This window comes from Ruminococcus sp. 5_1_39BFAA, assembly GCF_964240875.1.
GTDB lineage: Bacteria > Bacillota > Clostridia > Lachnospirales > Lachnospiraceae > Blautia_A.
Genome location: NZ_CAXSVO010000019.1, coordinates 41709 through 58095 on the forward strand (window position 1 = coordinate 41709; position 16387 = coordinate 58095).

14 protein-coding genes are annotated in these 16387 nt (G+C 48.6%); 2 read left to right on the forward strand and 12 right to left on the reverse strand.

Features of this window, described 5'->3' with window-relative positions; translation table 11 throughout:
* Positions 1 to 24: 24 nt before the first annotated feature.
* Positions 25 to 1302 carry a 5-bromo-4-chloroindolyl phosphate hydrolysis family protein gene (locus ACESZH_RS16870; protein WP_373217838.1) on the reverse strand — a complete coding sequence of 426 codons (1278 nt, stop codon included), beginning with the start codon at positions 1300 to 1302 and terminating at the stop codon, positions 25 to 27.
* Positions 1303 to 1502: 200 nt separating this feature from the next.
* Between ACESZH_RS16870 and ACESZH_RS16875 the strand changes: the two genes are divergently transcribed.
* Positions 1503 to 2528 carry a branched-chain amino acid aminotransferase gene (locus tag ACESZH_RS16875; protein WP_373217839.1) on the forward strand — a complete coding sequence of 342 codons (1026 nt, stop codon included), beginning with the start codon at positions 1503 to 1505 and terminating at the stop codon, positions 2526 to 2528.
* 118 nt (positions 2529 to 2646) lie between these two features.
* Here the strand turns inward: ACESZH_RS16875 and ACESZH_RS16880 are convergent, their stop codons facing one another.
* Both ACESZH_RS16880 and thyA read right to left on the reverse strand, forming a co-directional pair.
* A complete protein-coding gene (locus ACESZH_RS16880; protein WP_373217840.1) occupies positions 2647 to 3138 on the reverse strand; it encodes a dihydrofolate reductase in 492 nt (163 codons plus the stop codon).
* Between the two features lie 15 nt (positions 3139 to 3153).
* Entirely contained in the window at positions 3154 to 4002 is an 849-nt protein-coding gene (thyA, locus tag ACESZH_RS16885; protein WP_373217841.1) for a thymidylate synthase, read from the reverse strand.
* Between the two features lie 125 nt (positions 4003 to 4127).
* Here thyA and ACESZH_RS16890 point away from each other — a divergent pair, with 125 nt between their 5' ends.
* Complete coding sequence (locus ACESZH_RS16890; protein WP_373217844.1) at positions 4128 to 4631, forward strand: VanZ family protein; 504 nt, start codon at positions 4128 to 4130, stop codon at positions 4629 to 4631.
* An 80-nt stretch (positions 4632 to 4711) separates the two neighbouring features.
* Here the strand turns inward: ACESZH_RS16890 and ACESZH_RS16895 are convergent, their stop codons facing one another.
* The 9 genes from ACESZH_RS16895 to ACESZH_RS16935 all read right to left on the reverse strand — a co-directional run bounded on the left by ACESZH_RS16895 (position 4712) and on the right by ACESZH_RS16935 (position 16296).
* On the reverse strand, positions 4712 to 5152 hold the full coding sequence (locus ACESZH_RS16895; protein WP_373217846.1) for a hypothetical protein: 441 nt from the start codon (positions 5150 to 5152) through the stop codon (positions 4712 to 4714).
* Positions 5153 to 5229: 77 nt separating this feature from the next.
* Positions 5230 to 6972, reverse strand: coding sequence for an ABC transporter ATP-binding protein (locus ACESZH_RS16900; RefSeq protein WP_373217847.1), 1743 nt, complete (start codon positions 6970 to 6972; stop codon positions 5230 to 5232).
* Positions 6972 to 8705, reverse strand: coding sequence for an ABC transporter ATP-binding protein (locus tag ACESZH_RS16905; protein ID WP_373217849.1), 1734 nt, complete (start codon positions 8703 to 8705; stop codon positions 6972 to 6974). Before ACESZH_RS16905 ends, ACESZH_RS16900 begins: the two co-directional genes overlap by 1 nt.
* 1 nt (position 8706) lies before the next feature.
* Positions 8707 to 10200 carry a 4-alpha-glucanotransferase gene (malQ, locus tag ACESZH_RS16910; RefSeq protein WP_373217850.1) on the reverse strand — a complete coding sequence of 498 codons (1494 nt, stop codon included), beginning with the start codon at positions 10198 to 10200 and terminating at the stop codon, positions 8707 to 8709.
* Between the two features lie 87 nt (positions 10201 to 10287).
* Positions 10288 to 10452 carry a hypothetical protein gene (locus ACESZH_RS16915; protein WP_373217852.1) on the reverse strand — a complete coding sequence of 55 codons (165 nt, stop codon included), beginning with the start codon at positions 10450 to 10452 and terminating at the stop codon, positions 10288 to 10290.
* A gap of 94 nt (positions 10453 to 10546) precedes the next feature.
* Positions 10547 to 11476 (reverse strand): alpha/beta fold hydrolase, encoded by a 930-nt coding sequence (locus ACESZH_RS16920; RefSeq protein WP_373217854.1) that lies wholly within the window; start codon positions 11474 to 11476, stop codon positions 10547 to 10549.
* 31 nt (positions 11477 to 11507) lie between these two features.
* A complete protein-coding gene (locus ACESZH_RS16925; protein ID WP_373217855.1) occupies positions 11508 to 12125 on the reverse strand; it encodes a TetR/AcrR family transcriptional regulator in 618 nt (205 codons plus the stop codon).
* Positions 12106 to 15147, reverse strand: coding sequence for an efflux RND transporter permease subunit (locus ACESZH_RS16930; RefSeq protein WP_373217857.1), 3042 nt, complete (start codon positions 15145 to 15147; stop codon positions 12106 to 12108). The genes ACESZH_RS16925 and ACESZH_RS16930 overlap by 20 nt, the downstream gene beginning before the upstream one ends.
* Before the next feature lie 126 nt (positions 15148 to 15273).
* A complete protein-coding gene (locus ACESZH_RS16935; RefSeq protein WP_373217858.1) occupies positions 15274 to 16296 on the reverse strand; it encodes an efflux RND transporter permease subunit in 1023 nt (340 codons plus the stop codon).
* Positions 16297 to 16387: the final 91 nt, after the last annotated feature.

The window sequence follows — 16387 nt, forward strand, 5'->3', positions numbered from 1 at the left end:
TCCTTTTTGTATGTTTTTCTGTGATCATTGTACCGCTTTTTCAGCAGCCTCACGCTTCATCTTTGCAAAATCATCCTCTGCCAGTCCCTCCTGGGCAAGAACCGTATGCAACACGGAAATGTCGCTGGATACGTCCCATGCAGTATCCTGAAAGATAGAATCCAGGATCTTTTCAAAGGCAATATTCAGGGTGTCGATCGTTCCTTCGATTTCTTTTTTCGAATTCCGAATATTTTCTCCTGCTACCGGTTGGCTGTCCATGTCCTCGTAAGCGTCCAGAAGCTTCACCGTCATAGGCAGATAATAGTCCATGAAATGGTTCAGATCCGGTATGATCTCCGGATGTTCCTTTGCCCGTTCAAAAATCTTCTGGACGATCAGCTCCATATGAGAAATCTTTCTGGAAATCTCCTCACCCGGAATGGCATCGTTACTCCGGCGGATCTTAACCAGATATTCATTTCCCTTATCCAATACCTCCTGCACATCCTTCGGCAGCTTTTCCTGCTGCTGCGCCTTTGCCTCAGCCTCCGCTTTCTGCTCAAGCTGCTCCTGAGTTGCCACATACTGGCGATATGTTTCGTTGCTGGTGATCAGGCAGGTTTCCTGCTTGTCCACATGCCCCTCCAGGAACCATCCCCTGGAAATCATGGCCTTGATGTCTTTTTTTACATATTTTACGGGTTTTCCAACTGCTCTGGATAGCTGTTCAAAATTACAGTAGGTGTGCTGGCCCAATGTCTTGATATACCGCTGAAAACGTCCCAGACGTACAAGGCTGCCGCAGCCCTTTCCTAACAGAACTGCTCCCGCTGCAGTAGCTGCTCCTGTAACGCAAAGTCCTGCTGCAAGGATCGGCCCTGTCCCTGTCAGTCCGGCAACCGTGGAGGCAATTGCCATAATGAGAAATCCGATTCCCATTCCTCCGGTCAAAATGCCGCCAAAGGTTGTCATAAGAATACCTTTTACACGCTCTCCGCCTGTCTTTCCGTAGAGGCTGAGTGCAGTCTCCTTTTTCGGTTCCGGAACAATTTTCTGTCTTTTTCCAAAAGGCGGCTGCTGGTATCCGTGATTTTTATGTGTTTCGTATGCCCGTGCATTGTGCTCCGGGTTCTCAGCGCCGCTCTTTGTGTTAAACGCACTGTCAAGTGCATCCCGCAGCGCATCGCTGCCTGTGTTGATCGCCTTGTTTACTGTCTGGTTGATATTCTGGCTCAGCTTTCGATAGTTTCCTTCATTTATGGCGCTGTCAATAATGTCCTGTATCTTATCTCCCAGGTCATCCCATTCCTGATATCCCATTTTTCCTCCAAGTCCCTGGTTTTGTCAGTTAATTTTTTATACTTTTTCATTATAACAAATCCATAGCAAAAAACAAGAGAAGGTGCGATTCCGAAAAAAAATATATTTTCCCATTGAACTTCACAAATAAAAGTTTTACAATGGAAAAAATAAAAAGAATATAAATTTTCGTTGAGAATTTACGGGAATGGAGGATTATTATGGAAAAAAAGAACATCGACTGGGGCAACCTGGGCTTCGGTTATGTAAAAACAGACTATCGCTACGTATCCAATTTCAAGGACGGCGCATGGGATGAAGGCGGACTGATCACAGACGATACCGTTACCATCAGCGAGTGTGCCGGCGTACTTCAGTATGCCCAGACCGTTTTTGAAGGAATGAAAGCTTACACCACAGAGGACGGACATATTGTAACCTTCCGTCCCGACTTAAATGCAGAGCGTATGGAAAATTCAGCAAAGAGACTGGAAATGCCGGTATTTCCAAAAGAGCGTTTCATCGAAGCAGTTGTGGAAACTGTAAAAGCAAATGCGGCCTATGTTCCTCCATACGGCTCCGGTGCAACCCTTTATGTACGTCCCTATATGTTCGGCTCCAATCCGGTTATCGGCGTAAAACCTGCTGATGAATATCAGTTCCGTGTATTTACCACTCCGGTCGGCCCATACTTCAAGGGCGGCGTAAAGCCTTTGACCATCCGTGTCAGCGATTTTGACCGTGCCGCACCATGCGGAACAGGCCACATCAAGGCCGGACTGAACTATGCGATGAGCCTGCACGCTATTGTGGATGCACATGAAAAAGGTTTTGACGAGAATATGTACCTTGACCCCAAAACACGTACCAAGGTTGAGGAAACCGGCGGTGCTAACTTCCTGTTTGTCACAAAGGACGGCAAGGTTGTAACACCGAAGTCTGACAGCATTCTCCCATCCATCACCCGCCGTTCCCTGATCTATGTTGCAAAGGAATACCTGGGACTGGAAGCTGAGGAGCGAGAGATTTACATGGATGAAGTAAAGGATTTCGCAGAGTGCGGCCTTTGCGGTACTGCTGCCGTTATCTCTCCTGTTGGAAAGATCGTAGACCACGGAAACGAGATCTGCCTTCCAAGCGGCATGACCGAAATGGGACCGATCACCAAGAAGCTGTACGACACCCTCACAGGAATCCAGATGGGACGCATTGAAGCGCCGAAGGGATGGATTCAGGTTATCGAATAATTCCAAAAATTCTGAAAAAATCAGCCTCCGGGATGCTTTCTTTTCCCGGAGGCTTTTTTAGGCTGCCAATGCTGCAAGGATACGACTTGTCGCGTATTTTTCCATTGCTCATCCAGCTCTATTTTACTCTCTCATATCTCACAAACTTATATTCCAAATCGAAGTATGTCTGCTCCTCGCTTTCTGCGGCTATCTTCCAATCCGGAAGCTCGTCCAGGTTGGGGAAATAACTGTCTGCTGCATATGCGAAATCGATTTTTGTCACCTGTGCCACATCACAGTAGGGCAGGAGCTGTTTATAAATGCTGTCTCCGCCAATGCAGTATACCTCATCGGAGGGGTATTTTTTGATTTCCTCCAGAAGCTCGTCCATAGAGTGCACCACCACAGCACCCTTGCCGTCATAGCTCTTGTTTGCGGTCAGCACGATGTTTGTCCTGTTTTTTAAAGGCAGGCCGTTCGGAAAGCTTTCCAGTGTCTTTCTCCCCATTACTACAACCTTACCGGTTGTTTCCTGACGAAACATCTTCATGTCAGCCGGGATGCTTACCAAAAGCTGATTATCCTTGCCAATGGCCCAGTTTTTGTCTGCTGCTACGATAATTTTCATCTGCTCTTCCTCCTTTTATACGGCAATGGGAATGTTTTTGATCTGAGGCCACGTCTGATAATTTTCCACGATCAGATCATCCGTCGTAAACTCATAAAAATCCTTAATCTCCGGATTCAGCTTCACTGTAGGCGCCGGATATGGAGTGCGGGCGATCAGCTCCTGGATCACAGGAATATGACGGTCATAAATATGGCAGTCAGAAATCACATGAAGCAATTCTCCTGCCTCCATGTCACACACCTGTGCGATCATCATGAGCAGAATAGAATACTGACATACATTCCAGTTATTTGCTGCAAGAATATCCTGGGAACGCTGGTTCAGCACAGCATTCAAAGTCAGCTTTTCTTTTCCCGGCTCCTTTGTCACATTAAAGGTCATGGAGTACGCACAGGGATAAAGATTCATCTCGTGAAGATCCTGATGCACATAAATGTTTGTCATGATGCGGCGGCTATACGGATTATTTTTCAGATCATACAGCACCCGGTCTATCTGGTCCATCATGCCTTCTTTATACTGGTGCTTCACGCTCATCTGGTAGCCGTAGGCTTTTCCGATAGAACCGTTCTCATCTGCCCAACTGTCCCAGATATGGCTGTGAAGGTCATGAATGTTATTGGATTTTTTCTGCCAGATCCATAAAATCTCATCCATGGCACTTTTCAGCGCTGTTTTTCTTAAGGTCAGCGCCGGAAATTCCTTACGAAGGTCGTAGCGGTTCACCACGCCGAATTTTTTAATGGTGTATGCCGGAGTTCCGTCCTCCCAGACGGGACGCACCTTTTCCCCCTCCGTACTTGTACCGTTTGCAATTACATCTTTGCACATATCTATAAAAATATTGTCAGCTAAACTCATGTGTACCTCCTTTTTCTATGTCTATGTTCTGTACATTGTACCATGGTCACTCCCCTTCCCGCAATCGCAAGATTTTCTTTACAATTCCAAACCTACGTGCTATATTAAGACCCATGAAGAAATTAGTGATTTTTTTATTAAAACCTCTTTCTTTTCTCCCTGCTATTCTGATGATGTATGTCATTTATTCATTTTCAGCCCAGACAGGGGAGGTGTCCGGGGACTTAAGCTACAAAGTCAGTTATCAGATCGTGGAGACTAAGAATGAGCTGTTAAATGAGAACAAAAGCTACAGCGAATTGGATTATGCTGCCAGCTCCATCGAATATTACGTGAGAAAAGCGGCACACATGACAGAATATTTTCTTCTTGCCATTGCCATTTCTTTTCCCCTTTACGTGTACCGTGTGCGCGGTATCTGGCTGATGCTTCTTGCCGGTATCATCTGCGTAGGCTTCGCGGGCTTTGACGAATATCACCAGTCTTTTGTAGCGGGCCGCGGACCGTCCATAAAGGATGTGGGCATTGACAGCATCGGAGCTTTGGTGGGCATTCTGCTGGTACAGGCATTCTGTTGGTCCACCCTACATAATCCCAGCGGCAAACGCCGCAGAAAAAGACATACGTAACAGTTTATAAAGAGCCAGGCTTCTTATGGACGTTTACCGCGCTCCATAAAAAGCCTGGTCCTTTTGTTTCTCACACGCTTTTACTCTGCATCCTCTTCTTCATTAATCTTTTTCACAAGGTTCGCCCTGTCCGCAATGGACATTTTCCCGGCTGCCCCCTGTTTTTCCGCAGTTTCCCCGCCAGCAGGAGCCTTATTCTTATTAGCCTCCTGCTCTGCCTTCTGTGCTGCTGCCAGGGCCTTTTTTTCTTTATCATCACGTATAACGCCCTTGCCTCCTACGATCAGCATTCCTATACCGGCAATCAGAAAGGCGATCCCGGCGATCATAAAGCCCCAGGAGGCTCCGTCCACTCCGTTCAGCACATTGCTGCAAAGCCTGTATCCGGTGTAAACCAGATAAATTCCCGCAAAGCACATCAGTATACAGCTCTTCACCGGAAGGGTTCCCGGCTGCGTTTCCTGATCCTTTTGCTCCTCTTTCACTTCTTCCGTGATATCCTCTTTTCTTGGTTCTTCCATTTTTTCCTCCTGACGCAAGTCCAAAATCCCGCCGCAAGCAGCGGACAATTAAATTGTAATTCCACCGGGCTGCAGATTCAGGACACCGCAAACTGGCTTTCATACAGCTTCGCATAGAAGCCGCCCTTTGCCAAAAGCTCCTGGTGTTTTCCCTGTTCAATGATATTGCCGTCCTTCATGACCAGAATCAGATCCGCCTCCTGGATGGTGGAAAGACGATGTGCCACGATAAAGCTTGTGCGCCCCTCCATCAACTCTGCAAACGCCTTCTGGACCCGCACCTCTGTACGGGTATCGATGGATGAGGTAGCCTCGTCCAGGATCAGCATTGCAGGCTTCATCAGCATCACCCTGGCAATACAGAGAAGCTGCTTCTGTCCCTGGGAAATATTTCCCCCGTCCTCCGTGATCACCGTGTCATATCCCTGGGGCATACGCTTGATAAAGCTGTGTGCATGGGCGTGCTTTGCAGCCTCCACAATTTCCTCCAGAGAAGCATCCGGCTTACCGTAAGCAATATTCTCCCGGATCGTTCCGGCCTTCAGCCATGTTTCCTGCAGCACCATACCAAAATTTTTCCGGAGACTGTCTCTGGTCATTTCCCGGATCGGATGACCGCTCACTGCGATCTGTCCCTTATCCACATCGTAAAAGCGCATCAACAGGTTGATCATCGTGGTTTTTCCACATCCTGTCGGTCCCACGATAGCGATTCTCTGCCCCGGCTTTACATCAATGGTAATATTCTGAAGCAGCGGCACTTCCTTCCGGTAAGAGAATGAAACATCCTCTACCAGCACGCTGCCGTCCGCCTTTTCCAACTCATACGCTCCCGGCACATCCGGCTCCTGAGCAGGCGTATCAATAAAATCAAACAACCGCTTTGCGCAGGCAAGAGCATTTTCCAGCTCTGTCACTACACCGGAGATTTCGTTAAAAGGCTTTGTATACTGGTTTGCATAGTTCAAAAAGCTGGTAAGCTGTCCTACGGACATTCCACCCCGGATAACGGTGAACGCACCGAAAATTCCAACACTGGTGTATACAAGCCCGTTTACAAACCGGGTAGACGGATTTGTAATGGATGAGAAAAAGATTGCTTTGATCCCGCAGGTCCGAAGCTCCTCATTCACAGCTCCGAACCGCTCCATGGCCTTCTCCTCATAAGAAAAAGCCTGCACAATCTTCTGGTTTCCCACAAGCTCTTCCACAAGGGAAGTCATTTCCGCTCTCTTTTCCGACTGCTCCTGGAACATCCGGAAGGTCCTGCTGGCAATAAAGCTTGCCACAAACAGAGAAACCGGAGTCAGACAAATTACGATCAGCGAAATTTTTATACTGATGGACATCATAAACCCAATGGTTCCCAAAATGGTAAGCACTCCGGTAAACAACTGGGTAAAGCCCATCAAAAGTCCGTCAGAAAACTGGCTCACATCCGATACGATCCGGCTGAGAATATCTCCCGGCTGGTTGGAATCAATATAAGATACCGGAACTTCCTGCAAATGTGCAAATGCCTGTCCACGGATATCCTGTACCACACGGTAGGTCACCTGATTGGTCAGCAGGTTCATCACCCACTGGGAAACCGCCGTGCCCAGCACTACCACTGCCAGAGTCCCCAGCACCTTCAAAAGCCCCTTTGTATTTACATTGCCCGGCCCCACAATATTATCCACACCGTTACCGATGAGGATTGGGGTGTAAAGGGTAAAGGCAACCGTAATCACAGCCATGAGCAGCATCAGTACGATTTTTGCTTTATAGGGGCTGATATATTTCAGCACCCGTTTCAATGTGTCCTTATTTTTTCCCATCAGCGGTTCACCTCCTGTTCTGATAACTGAGACAGGCAGATTTCCCGGTAAACCTGACAGGATTCCATCAGCTCCTGATGGGTTCCCACTCCTGCCAGCTCTCCGTCGTCAAGCACCAGTATCCTGTCTGCATGTTTAATGGAGGTCGCTCTCTGTGAAACAATAAACACAGTCATTCCTTCTGTCTGTTCTCTGATGGCATGACGCAAAGCCGCGTCTGTAGCAAAGTCAAGTGCCGATGCGCTGTCATCCATGATCAGGATTTCCGGCATTCCTACCAGAGCCCTGGCGATGGTCAGCCTCTGTCTCTGGCCTCCGGAAAGATTTGCCCCTCCCTGGCTGATCGTGGCAGCAAGCCCTCCCGGTCTGCTGTCCACAAACTCCTTTGCCTGTGCAATGGATAGCGCCCGGTCGATTTCCTCATCCGTGGCATCCTCCTTGCCCCATCTCATATTATCACGAATGGTCCCCTTAAAAAGAACTGCATGTTGCGGAACCATTCCCACCTTCTTTCGAAGCTGTGCAAACGGATAATCCTTTACAGAATTTCCATTGATGCTCACCTCTCCCTGGCTCACATCGTAGAACCTTGGTATCAGATTTACCAATGTGGATTTTCCGCAGCCCGTACCTCCGATAATGCCAATCGTCTCTCCCGGCTCAGCCCGGAAGGAAATGTGTGAAAGTGCAGGCTCCTGGCTTCCCGCATAGGTAAAGGACACATCCTGAAACTCTACCCTTGGACGGTTCTCCTTTTCCTCCTGTACATGAGTCCCCTCATCCGTCAGGCTTGGCTGGGTGTCAAACACCTCGTTTAGACGCACTGCCGAAGCCATGGCCTTGGTGACTGCCACAATAAGGTTTGCCAAAGCGATCAGCGCAATGAGGATCTGGGACATGTAATTTACCAGGGCTACCACCTCGCCCTGTGTCAGCACACCGCTGTAAACAGCTTTACCGCCATACCACAAGATCCCGATGATGGCAAAGTTCATGATCACCGTGGTGGCAGGATTCAAAAGGGCTGAAATCTTGCCCGCCTGAATCTGGATCCTGGTATACTCATCATTTGATGCTGCAAACTCCCTGTTTTCCTCCTGCTGCCTGCCGAAAGCCCGCACCACTCTGGCGCCCACATGATTTTCCCTTGTGATAAGGGAAATCCTGTCCAGGGAAGCCTGTGCTTTTTTGTAAATCGGCACGGTGCTTTTCATGATCATGTATATCACAACCGATATAAGCGGAACCGCAATGAGAAAGATAAATCCGATTTTCACATTGATGGTAAAGGACATGATCACAGCTCCCGCTACAATAAACGGGGAACGCAGAAACAGTCTGAGGACCATATTGACTCCTGTCTGCGCCTGATTAATGTCACTTGTAATCCTTGTCACCAGCGTGGGTGTCCCAAGACGGTCCAGCTCCCGATAGGACAGCTTGCTGATATGCGCAAACATCGCCGTTCTCAGAGCCGTGCTGAATCCCATAGCTGCTTTTGCCGAAAAATACTGTGCTGTGAGCGAACAGACAAGTCCGATCACTCCAAGCAATACCATGATCACACACTGTCTCCAGATGTATGGTACATCCTGGTTTTTGATTCCGATATCCACAATATTTGCCACCACAAGGGGAACGATCAGCTCAAATGTGGCCTCCAGCATCTTAAAAAGCGGTGCCAGCACGGATTCTTTTTCGTAACCTCGAAGAAATCTGATTAATCTTTTCATTTTATTGCTCCTGAATCCGTCCGTAAAGCTTCGTCATATCCCTCATACGTCTCAGGGTCTCGCTGTTAAGCTGGTTCTTTACCAGCCTCCATTTCCAGTTATCTCCCAGAGTGGAAGGCGTATTCATCCTGGCCTCGTTTCCAAGGCAAAGGTAGTCCTGCAGCGGAATCACTGCAAGATCTGCTACACTGGACATGGCTGCACGGATGAAATCCCATACACAGTCACATATGTTTTTTCCTTCGCAGTTTGTATACTGTCTCACAAACCAGGCATCGTGACCATTCAGACCTTCATACCAGCCTCTTGATGTTTCATTGTCATGGGTTCCTGTGTATACCACGCAGTTTTTATCATATTTATGGGTAAGATAGGTGCTGTTCTCGCTCCAGTCAAAGGCGAACTGCAGTACCTTCATTCCCGGAAAGCCGGAATCCTTCAAAAGCTTTAACACGCTTTCTGTCAAAAAGCCCAGATCCTCCGCGATCACATCCAGGTTGGGAATCCTGCTTTCCAGGATCTGGAACAGCTCCAGTCCGGGTCCCTTTTCCCATGCACCGTTTTCCGCTGTTTCATCCCCATATGGAATTGCCCAGTACTCATCAAAGCCGCGGAAATGGTCGATGCGCACCTTATCATATATTTTCATACAGTGGGTCATTCTCTGGATCCACCACACATAGCCTGTCTTTTTGTGATATTCCCAATTATAAAGAGGATTTCCCCAAAGCTGCCCTGTTGCGGAAAAAGCATCCGGCGGGCATCCAGCCACTGCAACAGGCGTATTCTCCTCATCAAACTGGAACAGATCCGGATTCGCCCAGGCGTCAGCACCGTCAAACGCCACATAAATAGGCAGATCACCAATGATCTCCACACCTCTGTCATTGGCATATTTTTTCAGACGGTCCCACTGGCGGTAAAACCAGTATTGCTGGAAACGATAGAAACGTATTTCCTCATCCAGCCGTTCCCGCGCATCCTCCATAGCCTCCGGATCACGTCCTTTCAGCTCTGCAGGCCACTCATTCCATCCAATGTTTTTCAGTTCATTTTTGATTGCCATATACAGGCAGTAATCCTCCAGCCAGAAGCCCTGCTCCTTTACAAACTCCTCATAATCTTCCTCGTTTTTACTGTCAAAACGCTCAAACGCTTTGCGCAGAAGTGGAAATCTGGATTGATATACTTTTTCGTAATCCACATAGCTCTCGCTTCCGCCCCAATCGCAGCGTCCGCATTCCTCACTGGTGAGCAGCCCCTTCTGGATGAACTCCTCCAAATCTATAAAATAAGGATTCCCCGCAAAGGTGGAAAAAGACTGATACGGGGAATCTCCGTACCCTGTCGGTCCAAGGGGCAAAATCTGCCAGTATTTCTGGCCTCCTTCTACCAACTGGTCTACAAACACATAAGCTTCTTTTGAAAAGCATCCGATTCCGTAATTGGATGGGATGCTGGAAATCGGTAATAACACACCGCTGGCTCTCATCATTCGTTCCTCCTGAATTTGCTATTAAGACAATAGTTAAATTATACCAATCCTGTTTATCCAGGTCAACATTTATTGATACGAGTTTCCCTATTCTCTATCCCGTGACACAGACAGAGACGGAAGGAAATTTCCCTCCGTCTCCGTCCTTACCAGTTCTCCTTTGTCTGTCTGCTCCTGGTTTCCTTTGCCGCAGCTTACCAGAAAGGCCACGCAGAGCAAAACCAGCAGCAGCATCCATCCGTTTTTCCTCATAAGCCTGCTCCTTTTCAGCCCTCAGTGTATAGAGGGAAACTGCTTCCAGTATGTGCAGAAACAGGCATTTCTATACGTTTTTCGTCAAACGTGTTTAAAATCCCTTCTTTTTGATGTACCATGCAATGTCCCGGTAAACCTTTTTCTTATCCGTTTCGTTTAAAATTTCATGACGCATTCCGGGATAAAGCTTTCCCTTTACATCCAGATAGCCCGCCCGCCTCATAGCCTGGACAGTCTTTGCAAAATGCCGCACATCGATCAGACAGGGATCATCGGCTCCGCTGACAAACAGCACAGGCATTTTCGGCTTGGTGCAGTTCCAGTGCTTTACGTCATAAGCTCTCTTCATCAGCTCGAACAACGCCAGATATCCGTCATCCGTAAAGGTAAAGCCGCAGAGCTCAGAAGCATTGTAGGCATCTGCCGCCTCCTTATCTGAGCATACCCAGGAGGTACACTTTTCGTCCTTTCTGAATTTCATCTCATTGCCCGCAAAAGACAGGATTTCCAACAGGCGGCTCTTGTGAGCAGGTCCAAAGACAGCTCCCTCCACATGGGCAATGGCATTTCCAAGAGCTCTGGCCTTGTTATTGCTGGGAGATCCGCACACGACCAGCATATCCATACAGTCATCGTGATCTCTTGTAAAAGCCCGCACTGCCAGAGAGCCCATGCTGTGTCCGAAAAGGATCAGGGGAAGCTCAGGAAATTCTTTGCGCACATCACGGTTTACAGTTTCAATATCCTTCAGCATAGCTTCAGCACCGCCGCCATACATATAGCCAAAATCAGCCTTGCTCCTCACACTTTTTCCATGTCCCCGGTGGTCATGGATCACACACAAAAATCCCTGCTCTGCCATATATTCCATAAAAGGCAGGTATCGCTCCTTATGCTCGCTCATCCCATGGACCAACTGGAGAATTCCCCTGTATGGCTTCTCGTCAGGCATCACAGCCATAACGGAAATATTCAATCCATCTGCCTCTGATTCAAAAAATCCTTCATATTTTCTACTCATATGTTCGGCTTCCTTTCACTCTGTCCTGGTTTTACACTCCGGACAGACTTTTTATAATATTACCATATAAAAGGTCTTTTGTCATTCTGGTTGTGGCTTCTTCCGTCGGTTTTTCCGCAGACAGGTACACATAAAATGCCATAAACTGGCTTAACAGAGTCAACTGGGCGTGCTTTTCTGAAGTCTCCATAGAGATGCTTCCCTCCTGCCGCCCTTTTTCCACCATGATCCCAATAAGACGGCGAAATGCTTCAAATCCGTGATTCATGTGTTCCTCCACACAGCAGAACCTCCGCCCGCCGTCTTTTTTCCGCATCTCTGCAGACATCTCCAGAAACTGCAGGATAAAACGGCGCCGTCCGATATTATCCTCCAGCCAGGAAAAAACGCATTCCATAGAGCCCTTCAGTGTCTGCTGCTTCTCCAGCTTTTCGGCAAGCTCATTATACTGAAGGGTCGCATCATAGCGAACTGCCTGTTCCAGGATCTCCTCCTTGCTTCGGAAATATTCGTATGCTGTTCCTTTACCGATTCCAGCCCGCTCGGTAATATCCGATACCTTCAGCTTATTGATATCATGCCCCTCATCCATCAGATTCCATACGGCATGATACATGGCCAGGACCTTCTCATTGATCTCCGCTTCCATCTGTAATTTCCTCCAGTTCCAGCTCCAGCTTTTTGTATTTTTTCCGGTTTAACAGGTCATATATGCACGGCACGATAAATAATGTAAGGATCGTACCATAGATCAGTCCGCCGATCACCACGATCGCCATTGGCTGTACCATGTCTCCGCCCATTCCCATTCCTGCGGCCATGGTCGACAGACCCAGGATCGTTGTCAGGGCCGTCATGATGACGGGGCGCAGACGGTCTCTTCCCGCCTGAACCAGCGCTGCTCTTTTTTCTATGCCCTCCGCTCTGAGCTGGTTGGTGTAATCCACCAGCACAATGCCGTTGTTTACAATAATACCAGACAGCATGATAAATCCGATCATTGCAATAACGCTGACTTCCTGATCCGCGATCACCAGCCCCATAAAGCCTCCTGTAAATGCCAGCGGAATGGTAAACATAACGATAAACGGCGACAAAAGCGACTGGAACTGCGCCACCATGATCAGGTACATAAAGGCAAGCGCCAGAACCAGCATCAGATAAAGCTGCTCCATAGCTTCATTGATCGTTTCATCCTCTCCTGTCATTTCCACGCTGTAGCCCTTTGGCAGCTCATAGTCTGCCAGCTTCTTTTCCAGTTCATTGCTTACCAGTCCGATGTTATATCCCGGTGCGATTTCTGCACTGACGGTCATATATCTGGTCTGAGAATCCCTGGAGATAGACTGGGGACCTGTTGCCTCCGTAAAATCTGCAATTTTGGAAAGCCTTACCTCCTCAGTTTCCCCTTCGTTATTGGTATATTCAATGGTAAGCTTCTTTAAGTCCTCCCTCGTCATCTCCTCATCGCGCTGGTCACGGACATACACACTCAGATCCTTGTCTGCAGTGGATAACGTCGTGGCTGAAGAAGCCTCGGCAAGTCTCTTCTGTATAGCCTGGAAAACCTGCGCCACTGTAAGTTTGTATTCCATTGCCTTCTCTTTATTGACGGAAATACGGAATTCCTTGTCCGCATCCTCCAGTCCGTCCGATACATTCTGTGTACCTTCGGTTTCTTCCACGATCTCTGCCACATCTGAGGCAATGGCTGCCAGGTCGTCCAGCTCTTTTCCCTTAACCCGTATCTGGATACCGCTTCCGCCCAGAGCGCTCATATCCATGGATTGGGTGCTTATTTCCACCTCACATGGAAAATCTTTCGTCCTGTTCAGGATCTCATTCTCAAGCTGCTCTCCGGTCAGCTTCTTATCCTCCTTTAACAGAAGGTAAACACTTACAGAATTTGTCTCAGAGCTGCCACCGCCCATCATACTTGAAATAGAACTGCCGCCAGCCATAGCTCCGATGCTTTCGATGTCGTCAATATCCTCAATGCTGGCGATCACCTCATCCGCGCACTGGGTCAGATCTCCGAAAGGAGTTCCCTTTTCCACAGTAATGGTCATGGTTGCCTGTGTACTTTCCATTCCAGGCATGAAAGCAGTTCCCTTCCGCACAGCCATCACAGCACTTCCAACCAGAAGCACAACAGCCAGAAGAAGTACCGGTATCTTAAAACGCAGCACTCCTGCAAGAAGTTTTGCATAAGCATCGCGGATCCTATCGAAAATCCTGCTTTCCTTCGGCTTGCTGTTTTTCAGAAGCCCTGCGGACATCATAGGTACCAGTGTCAGTGCCACCACAAGACTTGCAAGCAGTGAAAACGCAATCGTCAGTCCCATATCCACAAACAACTGCCTGGTGATACCCTCTGTAAACACAATAGGTGCAAAGACACACACGGTAGTCAGGGTCGATGCAGCAATGGCGCCCGCCACCTGATTGGCTCCCTCAACGGCTGCTCTCCTTGCGCTCATTCCCTGCTGACGCAGGCGGTCAATATTCTCAATCACAACAATGGAGTTGTCCACCAGCATACCGATTCCCAGTGCCAGACCTGAAAGCGAAATAACATTCAGGGTAATGCCGCTGAAATACATCAGTACAAAAGCAGTTACCACACTGATAGGGATCGAGCATGCGATGATCACCGTCGAGCGGATATTTTTCAGGAATAAAAGCAGGATCAGAACTGCCAGAACCGCTCCGGAAAGCATATTCTGCACAACAGAATCCACCACCAGGTCAATATATACCCCCTGATCCATCAGAACGGAAAAATGTACACCCTCCTGGTTCTCCTCAATTTCGGCAATCCTTTCCAAAAGACGATCTGTCACATCTCCTGTGGAGTAGCCCGTCTGCTTTTCCACCGTCAGCATTACTCCCGGCTGACCGTTCAGACGGGCATATACAGTATCGCTGTCATCCTGTCTCGTCACATCTGCCACATCGGAAACCCGGATAGGCTCAAGATCGTCCAGTCCCAGATCCAGAAGTACCAGATCCTCCAGGTTTTTGCCGTCAGACAGCTTATCGCCTACACGTACCAGGTAATCATCGCTGCCCTCCTGGATGTAACCGGCTGGCATGGAAAAGTTCTCGCCTGCCAGAATACCCTTGATCAGGTCGACCGTGATCAGATTGTTTAAATCAACGCTTTCCTTTGCCTGTGTTTTTGCATCTGCCAGTTGTTCCTTGCCGGAATCGATCTGTTCCTGCGCCTCATCAAGCTTTGCTTCATTCTGTTCCACCTGGGTGCTGCTGGAGTCTAATTTAGCCTGTGCAACGCTCATATCAATAGATGCCAGGAGCTGTTTGGAATTCAGTTCTATTTTTCCGCTGGAAAGCTGCGCCTTGCCGGATGCCACCTGCTCTTTGGCGGCATTTAACTGCTCACGGCCCGCATCAAGCTGTTTCTGCCCTTCCTCAAGCTGCTTTTCGCTGTCCGCCAGCTCATCCAGAGTATTCCAAATCGTTGTAGCCTGCTCATTTATGTAACTGATGGCTTCCTCCGGTGTTTCTTTTCCCAGACCGGATACGATCTGGTTTAACTGCTCCTGGAGTGAAGCTTTTCCATTGGTAATCTCGGAAATTCCGCTCTGGATAGCCGGAATCGCCTGGTCCAACTGGTCAACTCCCGCCTGTAGCTCCGTCTTTTGTCCCATAAGGGCTGCTATCTGCTCTTCCAGCAGGGCGATTGTCTCTCCGTCCGCTCCTTCCTCCTGCGCTGCCAGGGCTGCTATCTGCTGCTCCAGGGCTGCTACTGCTCCCTGGGCCTGAGAAAGCTGCTCCTATGCCTGGGAAAGCTGCTGGTTGAGCTCAGTTTCCTTATCGTCCAGCCCGGTCATTGCCTGCTGAAGCTGCTCAATGCCGCTCTGTGCCGTATTTAGCTGTTCAAACCCCTGCTCCGCCTGCTCTCTGCCTTCCTGGAGCTTCTGTTTTCCTTCATTCAGCTCCTCCTGCTTTTCATCCAGCATGGCAAGCTTTTCGTCTATCTCATCCTCACCTGCCAGAATCTGTTCCTCAGCGGCGTTCATCTGCTCCTGCCCCTGGGCCAGACCGGAGACAAGCTGGCTTTTCCCCTGCTCAAGCTGTTCTTTACCCTTTTTCAGTTCTTCCTTTCCGTCCTCAAGCTTTTCCTTTCCCTCGGCAAGTTCTTCCTCCGCATCGGCAAGCTCCTGTTCTTTTTCCTCAAACTGCTTATCAAGCGCCGCCGCAACCTTTTTATTCGTTTCCTTTACTTTCTCTTCGCTGATCAGCACTTCCATGCTCTCAGTGACCGTTCCTGTAGTGGACACGCTTGCCACACCTGCCACGCTCTCGATCTCCGCTTCAATGTGGCTTCCTACGTAATCCGTCACCTCCGTAGCTTCCATGCCGTCAATCTCTACCGCAGCGATCATAATGGGCATCATGTCGGGATTCAGCTTCATGATCATGGGTTTTCCCACAGAATCATCCCAATAACCGCTTATCTGATCCAGCTTCTCACGGATTTCAATGGAAGCGGAATCCATATTCGTGGAACTCTGGAACTCCAGAATGACCATGGAAACATTCTCCCTGGACTGTGAGCTGACGTTCTCAATATCCGTAACTGTAGCCATGGACTGCTCAATGGGTCTGGTCACTACCGTTTCCACCGTCTCAGGGCTGGCCCCTGCATATGTAGTCATAACAATCGCGTATGGAAGATTCATGCTGGGCAAAAGGTCTGTGTCCATTTTCCCCAGTGAAACGACTCCCAGAATGATGATAAGCACAACCGCAACAACTACTGTATATGGTTTTTTGACACTGTATCGTGAAATCATAGCTTGCTCTTCTCCTATCTGATGTCTTTCATTTATAGTCTGTCCGTTTCCGACCGGCTGGTCAGTCATGATTTGATTATATAGCCCGGGA

What these genes read in the sequence shown, in the direction of transcription:
- ACESZH_RS16870 (WP_373217838.1), bottom strand. Translation starts at nt 1,302, where the DNA reads ATGGGATATCAGGAATGGGATGACCTGGGAGATAAGATACAGGACATT.
- ACESZH_RS16875 (WP_373217839.1), top strand. Translation starts at nt 1,503, where the DNA reads ATGGAAAAAAAGAACATCGACTGGGGCAACCTGGGCTTCGGTTATGTA.
- ACESZH_RS16880 (WP_373217840.1), bottom strand. Translation starts at nt 3,138, where the DNA reads ATGAAAATTATCGTAGCAGCAGACAAAAACTGGGCCATTGGCAAGGAT.
- thyA (WP_373217841.1), bottom strand. Translation starts at nt 4,002, where the DNA reads ATGAGTTTAGCTGACAATATTTTTATAGATATGTGCAAAGATGTAATT.
- ACESZH_RS16895 (WP_373217846.1), bottom strand. Translation starts at nt 5,152, where the DNA reads ATGGAAGAACCAAGAAAAGAGGATATCACGGAAGAAGTGAAAGAGGAG.
- ACESZH_RS16900 (WP_373217847.1), bottom strand. Translation starts at nt 6,972, where the DNA reads ATGGGAAAAAATAAGGACACATTGAAACGGGTGCTGAAATATATCAGC.
- ACESZH_RS16905 (WP_373217849.1), bottom strand. Translation starts at nt 8,705, where the DNA reads ATGAAAAGATTAATCAGATTTCTTCGAGGTTACGAAAAAGAATCCGTG.
- malQ (WP_373217850.1), bottom strand. Translation starts at nt 10,200, where the DNA reads ATGATGAGAGCCAGCGGTGTGTTATTACCGATTTCCAGCATCCCATCC.
- ACESZH_RS16915 (WP_373217852.1), bottom strand. Translation starts at nt 10,452, where the DNA reads ATGAGGAAAAACGGATGGATGCTGCTGCTGGTTTTGCTCTGCGTGGCC.
- ACESZH_RS16920 (WP_373217854.1), bottom strand. Translation starts at nt 11,476, where the DNA reads ATGAGTAGAAAATATGAAGGATTTTTTGAATCAGAGGCAGATGGATTG.
- ACESZH_RS16925 (WP_373217855.1), bottom strand. Translation starts at nt 12,125, where the DNA reads ATGGAAGCGGAGATCAATGAGAAGGTCCTGGCCATGTATCATGCCGTA.
- ACESZH_RS16930 (WP_373217857.1), bottom strand. Translation starts at nt 15,147, where the DNA reads ATGGGACAAAAGACGGAGCTACAGGCGGGAGTTGACCAGTTGGACCAG.
- ACESZH_RS16935 (WP_373217858.1), bottom strand. Translation starts at nt 16,296, where the DNA reads ATGATTTCACGATACAGTGTCAAAAAACCATATACAGTAGTTGTTGCG.